8 protein-coding genes are annotated in these 11,221 nt (G+C 68.2%); 2 read left to right on the top strand and 6 right to left on the bottom strand.

Features of this window, described 5'->3' with window-relative positions:
• Positions 1 to 218: 218 nt before the first annotated feature.
• From NLI01S_RS12775 to acs, 6 genes are all read right to left on the bottom strand, one after another.
• Positions 219 to 692: a SixA phosphatase family protein gene (locus NLI01S_RS12775; RefSeq protein WP_067603970.1), complete on the bottom strand. Its 474-nt coding sequence runs from the start codon at positions 690 to 692 to the stop codon at positions 219 to 221.
• Between the two features lie 230 nt (positions 693 to 922).
• The gene (locus NLI01S_RS12770) at positions 923 to 3,349 is read right to left on the bottom strand and encodes a sodium-translocating pyrophosphatase (protein ID WP_067603968.1); all 2,427 of its coding nucleotides are present in this window, start codon (positions 3,347 to 3,349) and stop codon (positions 923 to 925) included.
• A 539-nt stretch (positions 3,350 to 3,888) separates the two neighbouring features.
• Entirely contained in the window at positions 3,889 to 4,392 is a 504-nt protein-coding gene (locus tag NLI01S_RS12765) for a DUF309 domain-containing protein (RefSeq protein ID WP_067603966.1), read from the bottom strand.
• Complete coding sequence (locus tag NLI01S_RS12760) at positions 4,358 to 5,308, bottom strand: alpha/beta fold hydrolase (protein WP_067603964.1); 951 nt, start codon at positions 5,306 to 5,308, stop codon at positions 4,358 to 4,360. The genes NLI01S_RS12765 and NLI01S_RS12760 overlap by 35 nt, the downstream gene beginning before the upstream one ends.
• A 10-nt stretch (positions 5,309 to 5,318) precedes the next feature.
• Positions 5,319 to 5,840, bottom strand: coding sequence for a phage holin family protein (locus tag NLI01S_RS12755; protein ID WP_067603962.1), 522 nt, complete (start codon positions 5,838 to 5,840; stop codon positions 5,319 to 5,321).
• A gap of 190 nt (positions 5,841 to 6,030) precedes the next feature.
• Positions 6,031 to 8,001 (bottom strand): acetate--CoA ligase, encoded by a 1,971-nt coding sequence (acs, locus tag NLI01S_RS12750; RefSeq protein ID WP_067603961.1) that lies wholly within the window; start codon positions 7,999 to 8,001, stop codon positions 6,031 to 6,033.
• Positions 8,002 to 8,207: 206 nt separating this feature from the next.
• Here acs and NLI01S_RS12745 point away from each other — a divergent pair, with 206 nt between their 5' ends.
• Positions 8,208 to 9,020 (top strand): oxidoreductase, encoded by an 813-nt coding sequence (locus NLI01S_RS12745; protein ID WP_067603994.1) that lies wholly within the window; start codon positions 8,208 to 8,210, stop codon positions 9,018 to 9,020.
• A gap of 948 nt (positions 9,021 to 9,968) precedes the next feature.
• Entirely contained in the window at positions 9,969 to 11,186 is a 1,218-nt protein-coding gene (ssd, locus tag NLI01S_RS12740; protein ID WP_067603960.1) for a septum site-determining protein Ssd, read from the top strand.
• Positions 11,187 to 11,221: the final 35 nt, after the last annotated feature.

Genomic DNA, 11,221 nt, shown 5'->3' with positions numbered 1-11,221 from the left:
CATCATCTTACATGTCTCGGGGAGTGCCCGAACCATTTCGGTGAAGAAGAGGAAGTGTCTGACTCGAAGATCCGATCACGCCCACGGAGAACCCGTGTTCGATTCGATCGAGAAGATCTCGTCCCCCTCTCGGCCTTGGGCCGTTCGGAGGCGACTCGGAGAACATTACCCCCCGGCCTCCGACCGTGCAACCCGGAGGTCCTGTGCTGTGGGTCACATCAATTGAGGATCCGTCCGGTGCCCGTTCCCGGAGCCGCGTAGAGCCACTCCACCTCGATGTCGATCGCCGCGACGGTGGCCGGCGAGAACGCCGCCATGGCCTGCTCTCCGATGAATGACGCGGCCACCTGAGCGATGGTCGGGTTGTGTCCGACCACCAGGAGGGTGTCCACCGCCGGGTCCACGTAGGTGATGAGTTCCAGGAGGCCGTCCGGGCCGGCGAGGTAGGCGGCCTCGGTGTGGTCGACCTCCGGGGCCTGATCCATCGCGCCCAGGACCCCGTCCAGGGTCTGCCGTGTCCGTGCGGCCGCGGAGCAGACGACGTGTTCCGGTGCGTACCCCTTCTCCTTGAGGAGACGACCGACCCGCTCGGCCTGGTCACGGCCTTCATCGGTGAGGGCACGGTCGAAGTCGATCGACCCGAACCCGTCTTCGGCCTTCGCGTGGCGCATCAGGAGGAGCGTGCGACTCATGGGGACACCACCGTGGCGACCACCGCGAGGAAGGCCATGAAGCCGAACATGGCCCCAAGGATGATGAACAGTCCCTTTGCTCCCGACACCTCGACACAACTCCTTCGTTCGAGCACCGACGTCCGTTCCACCAGGGTAGGTGCGTGAACGGAGCGGCCGCCCGGAGGTCCCGGACGGCCGCTCGGCGAAGGTGGGGAGGCAAGAGGTCTCCCTACCCGGGGTCGGTGGGGTCAGCCCTTTCCGGTGTCGGCGGCTCGGGCCTCCTCCTTCCGGTTCCCTTCGGTGTCCTCACCCTTGTCCGCGGCGGTGTCGTCGCCCATCGCGGGCTTCTCGTCCCCGGTGACCTCGGTGTCCCCACCGGCCTCCGGGGCCCCCTTAGGGGTGGTCCGACCATCGATCTCGGCCAGGTCGGTCTCCGTACCCGAACCCCTGTTCTTCGACCAGAGCACCGCCCCGACGAGGATGCCGACCGCCACGACGGTCACACCGACCCGGAGGACCACGTTGTCCGCGTACATCACCACGGTGGGCGCCACGATCAGCGCGACCAGGTTCATCACCTTGAGCAGCGGGTTGATGGCCGGGCCCGCGGTGTCCTTGAAGGGGTCGCCGACGGTGTCGCCGATGATGGTGGCCTCGTGGGCGGCCGAGCCCTTGCCTCCGTGGTGCCCGTCCTCCACCAACTTCTTGGCGTTGTCCCAGGCGCCACCGGCGTTGGACAGGAACACCGCCATGAGCACACCCGCGGCGATCGCGCCACCGAGGAAGGCGCCCAGTGGCGCGTACCCGAAGGCGAAGCCGACGGCGATCGGTGCGAGGACGGCGAGGAGACCGGGGGTGACCAGCTCCCGCAGGGAGTCCTTGGTACAGATGTCGACGACCCGCGCGTACTCGGGTGTCTCGCTGCCGTCCATGATCCCGGGGCGGGTACGGAACTGGTTGCGCACCTCCAGGACCACCCGCTGGGCCGCCCGGCCGACCGCCATGATGGCCAGTCCCGAGAAGAAGAACACGACGGACGCGCCGATGATGACACCGACGAGGACGTCCGGATTGTCCAGGGACAGGGAGAAGATCTCGCCCTCGCCGAGGCGTTCTTGGACCGAGGTGCGGAACGCTCCGAAGAGCGCGGTGGCGGCGAGGACCGCGGTGGCGATCGCGATGCCCTTGGTGATCGCCTTCGTGGTGTTGCCGACGGCGTCCAGACCGGTGAGGACGTCGGCGCCCCTGCCCTCGACGTCCCCGGACATCTCGGCGATGCCCTGGGCGTTGTCGGCGACGGGACCGAAGGTGTCCATGGCGACGATGATGCCGACCGTGGTGAGGAGTCCGGTGCCGGCGAGCGCGACGGCGAACAGGCTCAGGGTGATGGAACCTCCGCCGAGGAGGAAGGCGGCGTAGACGGCGCCGGCGATCAGCAGGGCCGAGTAGACCGCGGACTCCAGGCCGGTGGAGATGCCGGACAGGATGACGGTGGCCGCGCCGGTCTCGGAGCTCTGCCCGATGTCCTTGACGGGGCGTTTGTCGGTTTCGGTGAAGTAGCCGGTGAGGAGCTGGATCGCCGCGGCGAGCACCAGTCCGATCAGGACCGCGACGATGGCGATGAACCTGGGGTCGGGGTCGGTGCCGGCGGCGGCGATCTCGTCGAGGACCCCATCGCTGACGCCCTTCAGCTGGTCGAAGCCGCTGGGCAGGTACCAGAGCGCGGTGCCGATGACGAGGACGGCGGAGATGGCCGCCGAGACGAAGAAGCCGCGGTTGATCGCGCTCATCGCCGTCTTGTCCTTGGCCCTGGGCGCCACGATGAAGATTCCGATGATGGCGGTGATGACGCCGATCATGGGGACCAGCAACGGGAAGACGAGGCCCTCGGTGCCGAAGGCGACACGGCCGAGGATGAGTGAGGCCACGAGGACCACCGCGTAGGACTCGAACAGGTCGGCGGCCATGCCGGCGCAGTCGCCCACGTTGTCACCGACGTTGTCGGCGATGGTGGCGGCGTTTCGGGGGTCGTCCTCGGGGATGCCCTGTTCCACCTTGCCCACGAGGTCGGCGCCGACGTCGGCGGCCTTGGTGAAGATGCCACCCCCCACTCGCATGAACATCGCGAGGAGGGCCGCACCGAAGCCGAAGCCCTCCAGGACGATGGGGGCGTTCTCCCGGTAGATGAGGACTACGAGCGCGGCACCGAGCAGCCCGAGGCCGACGGTGATCATGCCGGCGACACCACCGGTGCGGAAGGCGATGCGCATGGCGGCGTGGCCGTCGCTTTCGCCACCACCACGGGCGGCGGCGGCCACACGGACGTTGCCGCGGACCGCGAGCCACATTCCGATGAAGCCGGTGGCCGCCGAGAGCAGGGCGCCCAGGGCGAAGAACAACGATCGGCCGATGGCGATGGCCCATGTGTCGGCGTGCAGGAGAAGCAGTAGTAGCGGGATGACGACGATGAAGACCGCGAGAGTGCGGAACTGTCGTTTCAAGTAGGCAGCGGCGCCTTCCTGAACGGCGACCGCGATATTGCGCATTCGTTCGGTGCCCTGCCCGGCGGCGAGTACCTCACGTACGAGCATCCCCGCTACGGCGAGCGCCAGGAGCGCGACCACCATGACGACGATGACGAGGGTGAGGTCCCTGCCTTCCAGGGCCAGGGCCATGCCGCTATCCGCGGCGATGTTGAGCCCAGACAATCCGTCCTCCTTGAGACGGGCACATCCTTTTCGGCCCCGTCATCGAAGGTGTGCGGAACAGCCGCCTCTTGGGCTTCGGTGCCGCGCACCGCCGTATGCGTTCCGTCGTCCACAGGGGTATTGAACTGGGGAGACATCACGCGGGTCGGGGTCGAAGCGGTGCCACCTTTCTGTGTGGTGCACGCCGCCCGCGTCACGTACCGGCGAGCGGTGATCCGGGGATTGTACGCACGCGGAAGAATAATTGAGAGGGCCGGTTCACCATTTCCCCAAGTGGGGTCGAAGATGTGACCCCATGGTGATCTCGGGGTTCGGATTAATGTCTTTGTTGGTCTTTTTTGTCTCAGATAACATCGCATAACGTGATAGTGCCATGAAAATGACAAAACACGTATACGGGCACGAATCAGAAATCACCCTCTGTAGCCACTGGAGGCACAGGCGGGTCAGTGGTATCGCCGACCCCTGTTATACCGCTCTATTGGCGGGTTTCGGTCCGGACGGAATTAGGCCGTCCGGAGCCGCATTCCAGAGGGGTCGATACCGTCGCCGGAGGTGGCACGACCGCTGTCGAGGTCGTCGGCCAGACCCCGTGCGAACGCGGCGATCCCCACCACGTCCACCCCGTGTGGAGCGTCCGGGCCGAACTCCTCCACCCGGTCGGCGCCTCGTCGCAACAGGCGAGCCGCGCCCAACCGGTTACCGCGCTGGGCGTGGGTGACTCCGACCGCGGTCTGCGCAAGTCCGCGCCACAGCTCCCGCTCCGGCTCCGGGGACGACTTCCAGACCGCTTCGAGCACTTCGTGCGCGGTGAACGCGTAACCCTGGTCCAAGAGCCGTTGGGCCTCGCCCAGCCCTTCCTCCACGGTGAACTCCGCGTCGTCGGGCACACGTTCGACCTCGCCCCGACCACCACGAGGCATCGGGCGCCCGTATCGGTCACGAGGACGCTGATTCTGTGCCCGCCCGACCTCGTTACGGTCGCGTTCGCCCTTGGTCCGTGTCGTCATGGGTGCCTCCCCGCCGGTCGCCATCGATCTCCCGCAACCACCCTACGAGAGCCTCCGCGACCTGACGCGGTCGCTCCTCATGGGGGAAGTGTCCGGCCTCGGCCACCGAAACCCAGCTGTAGGAGCCGGTGACGAGTCGTGCCGAGGATCGGGCGACCTTCGGTGGACAGAGCGGGTCCAGGGAACCATGCAGTTGGAGGACGGGGACCCGCACGGTGGCGCGCATCCAGTGGGCGTACCGGAGGCCGTCCATGCGCCACCGCGACCGGAAGATCCAGCGGTGGTACTCCAGCGAGCAGTGCGAGACCTTCGGAATCGAGAAGGCGAGACGGTAGCGTTCCTCGGCCTCGCGGTCGGGCCATCCCGGGGCCGACCAGGCGTGGAGGAGCTCGCCCACACGGGCACAACCGTCGGCGAGCAGCCGGTGTTCGGGGAGGATCGGCACCTGGGCGCGGAGCATGTGACCGGCGCCGGGCCCCGGGAAGAGGAAGGCGCGGGCGGCGCGTCGGGGATGGGGGGCCGAAACCGCGGCCAAGGCGCGAACCGTACCCGGGTGATAGGCGGTCATGGTCCAGCCGATCAACCCGCCGATCCCGTGTCCGACCACGATGGCCTCGGCGGCCCCGAGGGCACGGACCAGGCCCGCCATGTCCTGCGCCAGACCCACCAGGTCGTACCCCCGTGGGGTCTTGTCACTGGCACCATAACCCCGCAGGTCGACGGCGACGGCTCGGTACCCGACCCCGGCCAGGGCGCTCATCTGGTCGCGCCACGTCCACCAGAACTGGGGGAAGCCGTGCAGGAGGAGGACCAGTGGACCTTCACCGAGTTCGGCCATGTGGAACCTGGCTCCGGCCGCGCCCACCGTCCGGTGGGTCCAGGGGCCGTCCACATAGGCGACCGAATCGTCCGGCACCCGCGGGTCGCTAGTCGTTCGTGACGGCGGTGGCCCCGCCGGCGGCGGAGGAGGCCCCGCCGGCCGCGGTGGTCTCGGTGACGGCCGTGGCCCCGCCGTGCCTGGGCGGACGGATCTCTCCACGAAGGATGCCCACGAGGCGGGAGGTGGTGATCGCCGTGCGGGCCAGGCCCTGGCGACGACGCAGGTTGATGACCGCGACCAGGATGAAGATCAGGGCGATCAGCAGGTAGAAGCCGGTGACGGCGAGGAAGGAGGTCCAGTACTGCCAACCGAAGACCTCTGCCAGGAAGAATCCGGCGGTGATGGAGAAGAGGATCGCCACGAGGTGCAGGATGACACCGGCGGCACCGAACTCACCGATGCTCTTGCCGATCTTGACGGCGTCCGCTTTGGCCTCGAGCTTGGCCAGCCTGATCTCGAGCTTGACCAGACGCGAGAGGTTGTCGGTGGCGTCGGTGACCAATTCACCGATGGAACGTTCGGGGTCGCCGGCAGCGCCAGGTCGGCCGGTACCCGGCTTGTCCACCATCGTGGGGGTTCCCTTCTCTCGGTCCGAACACGCGGATTATCCTCCGCATCCTCGCACATGCCATGCCACTGATGTCTCTCACGGCACGCAAAACGACCGGCTTCGGTTTCGGTGGTGGGTGAGCGGTCGACGGCGCCCCACCCCCGTAGGAGGGGAGGGGGCGCCGTCGAACCGTCGGTGATCCGACCCCTCAGCCGTCCGTCTTGGCCGAGGGCAACTGCTTGGCGATCACGTCCATGATCGACGAGTCGGTCAGGGTGGAGGTGTCACCGATGTCCCGGTTCTCGGCGATGTCGCGCAGCAGACGCCGCATGATCTTCCCGGACCGGGTCTTGGGCAGTTCCGGAACCGCGAGGAGGCGGGCGGGCTTGGCGATCGGGCCGAGCGAGCCGCCGACGTGGGTGCGCAGCTCCTGGACCAGGTCCTCCGGGACCTCTTCCTCCCCGCCCCGCAGGATGACGAAGCCGACGATCGCCTGACCGCTCACCTTGTCGGCGGCTCCGACGACCGCCGCTTCGGCGACCTTCGGGTGCGAGACCAGGGCCGACTCCACCTCGGTGGTGGAGATGTTGTGGCCGGAGACGAGCATGACGTCGTCCACGCGGCCGAGCAGCCACATGTCACCGTCCTCGTCCTTCTTGGCACCGTCGCCGGGGAAGTAGAGACCCTCGAAGCGTGACCAGTAGGTGTCCTTGTAGCGCTGGTCGTCGCCCCAGATGCCGCGGAGCATGGCCGGCCAGGGTTCACGGATGACGATGAAGCCGCCTTCGCCGTCGGGCACCGATCGCCCTTGTTCGTCGACGACGTCGGCCTCGATGCCCGGGATCGGTCCCATCGCGGCGCCGGGCTTGCCCGAGGTGACACCGGGCAGCGGGCTGACCATGATGGCGCCGGTCTCGGTCTGCCACCAGGTGTCCACCACCGGGGTCCTGCCGCCGCCGATGTTCTCCCGGTACCAGATGTAGGCCTCGGGGTTGATCGGCTCACCGACCGAACCGATGACGCGCAGGCTCGACAGGTCGTACTTCGCGGGGACCTCGTCGCCCCACTTCATAAAGGTACGGATCGCGGTGGGCGCCATGTAGGCGATCGTGACCTTGTACTTCTCGATGATCTCCCAGAAACGACCCTGGTGCGGGGTGTCCGGGGTCCCCTCGTACATGACCACGGTCGCGGCGTTGGAGAGCGGGCCGTAGACGATGTAGGAGTGACCGGTGACCCAGCCGATGTCGGCGGCGCACCAGTAGACGTCGGTCTCCGGCTTGAGGTCGAAGACCGCCCAGTGCGTGTACGAGGACTGGGTGAGGTACCCGCCGGTGGTGTGCAGGATGCCCTTGGGCTTGGCCGTGGTCCCGCTGGTGTACATGATGTACAGCGGATCCTCGGAGTCGTGCGCCTGAGGGGTGTGCTCGGTGCTCGCGGAGCCGACGGCGTCGTGCCACCACACGTCCCGGTCGGTCCATTCGACGTCCTGGCCGGTGCGTCGGACGACGAGGACGTTCTCGACGACGGGACGGTCCGCGACGGCCCCGTCGACGGCGGGCTTGAGGGCGCTGGGCTTGCCGCGCCGGTAGCCACCGTCGGCGGTGATGACGAGCTTGGCCTGGCTGTCGTCGATGCGTTGGCCGAGGGCGTCGACGGAGAACCCGCCGAAGACGACCATGTGCACGGCGCCGATGCGGGCGCAGGCGAGCATGGCGACGACCGTCTCCGGGATCATCGGCATGTAGATGGCGACCCGGTCGCCCTTCTTCACCCCGAGCGCGGTGATGGCGTTGGCCGCCTGGGAGACCTGGTCCTTGAGGTCGGCGTAGGTGATGGTGCGGCTGTCACCGGGCTCGCCCTCCCACTGGATGGCGGCGCGGTCACCGAGGCCGGCGTCGACGTGGCGGTCCACGCAGTTGACGGAGGCGTTGATCTTGCCGCCGACGAACCACTTCGCGTAGGGCGGGTCCCAGTCCAGAACGGTGTCCCACTCCCGATCCCACTGGAGCCTGCGGGCCTGCTCCTCCCAGAAGCCGAGTCGGTCGGCGGCCGCGGCGTCATAGGCGTCCGCCTTGACGTTGGCGTTCGCGGCGAGCTCCGCCGGCGGCGGGAAACTACGTGTTTCATGGAGAAGGTTGGACAGTGTCTCCTGGCTCGAGGGAGTGCTGTCGGCCACTGTGATTCTCCTTACGTTGGCGGTGGGCACCCAATTAATCATGTGACGCGGGGTGCGTGAACAGCCGGGTCTCGATCCAGCGGCGGTGAGCGCCGGGCGAGCGCCGAACGGTCGACGAACGGTCGTCGCTCCGCGATGAACGGTCTTCCCAGAACCTGTCCGGGCATGTGAGCGGCCGGCATTACCGCCGCGTAGTGTTGGTCGACGTGAGCGAATCGAGTTCTGCCTCCCTGTCAGACCCACTGTCCCGGATCGCCGAGCTGCCGGGGGTGAGCGACGCGGTCGACGAGACGCGAACCCTGGTCGACCGGCTGAGGGACCACCGGATCCTGCGTCGGCGCGGCAACGACGTGTCCCTGGAGTCCTCCTTGCGCGGCGCGTGCGCGTCGGCGGTACTGGAGGGCGCCGAGGTCTCGATGGACGAGATCCGCGAGGGGCACGTCTACGACACCCGGATCAAGGGTGCGCTGCGCATCGGCGGCGAGCTGGGCACGATGGTGGACACCTGGCCGAAGGCGCCCCGGCAGACCCTGGCGCGACTGCACACGTTGGCCGCCGCCGACGCGGTCTCCGAAGAGGCGCTGGGCCGCCCCCGCCTGGAGGGTGAACGGGTCGAGGATCCGCTGGAGCTGGGTCCCGCGCCGAGTTCCTCGGTGGCCTCCGCGCGGCTGGAGGGCCTGTACCGACTGCTGGAGTCCCGCACGAAGGTGCCCGCCCTGATCACCTCGTCGCTGGTGCACGGAGAGCTGATGGCGATCCGTCCGTTCGGATGGGGTGACGGGCTGGTGGCGCGCGCCGCGGAGCGCTTGACCCTGATCGAACGTGGCCTGGACCCGAAGTCGTTGGTCGCCTCCGAGCTGGGTCACCAGACGTTGAGGGACGAATACGCCCCCGCCCTGCGCGGATACATGGAGGGCACCCCGGAGGGCGTCGGCGGTTGGATCGTGTACTGCTGCCGCGCCGTGTTCGCCGGCGCCCAGGACTCCATGGCCACGTGCGAGGCGCTCAAGCGCGGCTGAAGTCGGACCGAACGCGCTTCGGTCCACTCCCTGTCGGACCTTGCGCGGGAAAGCTGCGAAGTTTCGCAATCGTCCATTAACCGACAAGTGGAACGGCCATTCGATATCGGTTCGGTCACGCTTGAACGTTGGACAATCTTTCAAGAATGCCACGGGCATCTGCACGTGCACGTCGAACGGCGCCTCGGGCCTTGGCCCGGGGCGCCGTTTCCGACCTTGGAAACGCGGGTTGTCAAGCGTCACCGATCCGTGGTCCGACCTGGTGGAACTCGATTCCACCAGACCTGGACAGGCCCTATGGGGCCCAGCGAGGCGTGGGCTCCCGCGACCGAGGTCGGGGTGGGACTCATGCCACCGTCCACTTTCTTTCTACGACGTACAACCACGCATCGAATAGACGGTTGACGGAGGTTTTTCCCCGGGATTCCCGAACCCATACGCGGCACTCGTGGTAGCGTTTGGCCCAGAAGTTGAGCGAAGGACGTTTGGCCCAGAAGTTGAGCGAAGGACCTAGATCCTCGGTGAAACCGAGGCGGAACGCCCCTTTCGAGTGGCTGACGGCAATACGGACACGCCGATCGGATGGTCCCACCGACCGTTCTTCGCACCAACGCGCACCAGCGGACCACCTCCGAGGTCCCGGGAGTTCGATGACCACTCCCGAAGGCCCTCCCTAGGAGAGCGGAACAGCCGACCCGTCCCCCCAGGGCCGGACCAGGGCCGCCCCAGATCCCCCTCTGGGACGGGGCCCGCGGTTTCCGCTCCGCCTCGCCTGCGGGGCGGGACACACGACAGCCCCCGTACGTATGTCCCGCCCGCGGGTAGAGGCCGCTCGATTCTCGGGGCGGGTTCCCCGGAGTTATCCACAGATCCGTGCACCCCACTTCTCTCACGCTTCGGTGTCGACCAAGGTCGAAAGGGTAGGTTCCCGCCCTCACCGGAGGTCCGATGGACGTTCCGCAGCGCCCCCTCATCGTCACCGCAGATCCCGCCCTCCTCGACGACCTGCTCCGGCTGGCCACCGCGGCCGCGACCGAGGTGGCCGTCGCCCCCGACCCCGAACACGCGTTGCGTTCCTGGCGCAGGGCACCACTGGTCGTGGTCGGCGCGGACCTGCGAGGGATCCTGGGCGCGGCCGATCCACCGCCACACCCTCGGCTGGTGATCGCCTCCCGCGCACCCGACGCCCCGGACCTTCGAATCACGGCACCGGACCGGTCCGAGGGGGGACACACCTCTCACGGACCACCCGCCGGGGTCACCACCGGCCCTGGACCTGCGGTGACCGGCCCGAAGGGGTCCGGCCCGAAGGGGTCCGGTCGACGAGGATCCGGTCGACGAGGATCCGGACTCGACGACGGTTCACCCCTCTACCTGCTCCCCCGGGACGAGTCGCTTCTGGTCGAACTGTTCGCCGTGGTCGGTGAGAGTCGGCCCGCGCCCACCGTGTCGGTCATCGGGGGACGCGGAGGGGCCGGGGCCAGCCTGCTCACCGTGGCCCTCGCCCTTGCCGGAGAGCGCGCCGGGCGTTCCACCGCTCTCCTGGACGCCGATCCCCTGGGTTGTGGGCCCGACATCTACCTGGGCTGTGACCACACCCCACAGAGCCCACGCACCGGTTGGAACGACCTGGTGAACCAGCGTTCCCGCACCCCCTGGCGAGCTCTGCGCGATGGACTACCCCACGCGGGTCTGGTGGACGTCCTCACCTGGGCGCGGGGCACCGGTGGGCAGGGGACGTCACTGCCCGTGGGCGCGGCCCGTTCCGTGCTGGCCTCCGCCCGACGCGGTTCCGATCTGGTGGTGATCGACCTGCCCCGGTCCTTCGACGCCGCCACCCGGGTGTTCCTCAACCACTCCGACCTCGTGCTGTTGGTCGTACCCGCCGACGTGTACGCGGTGGTGTCGGCGGCGCGCATGATCGAGGCGCTGCGACAGGAGACCGACCGGCTCCGGCTGGTGGTGCGCGGGTCGCACGGCGGCCTGTCCACTTCTGTGGTCACCGGAAGTCTGGGGGTGGACCTGGACGCGGACCTGCCACCGGAACCCGGGCTCTCCCGTGCCCTGACGGTGGGCGAGGTGCCCGCGCGGCACCCCCGGTCACCACTGGCCCGGTACGCGGACCGCGTGGTCGGGACGTTCTCCGGACTGCGGGAGGCGGGATGAGGCGGATCGAAAGGCTGTGGCACGGTTCCCCCGCC

The organism is Nocardiopsis listeri NBRC 13360, assembly GCF_001570765.1.
Classification (GTDB): Bacteria; Actinomycetota; Actinomycetes; order Streptosporangiales; family Streptosporangiaceae; genus Nocardiopsis; species Nocardiopsis listeri.
The sequence above is the reverse complement of the archived record's forward strand: the minus strand, read 5'-3'. Positions and strand labels throughout refer to the sequence as shown.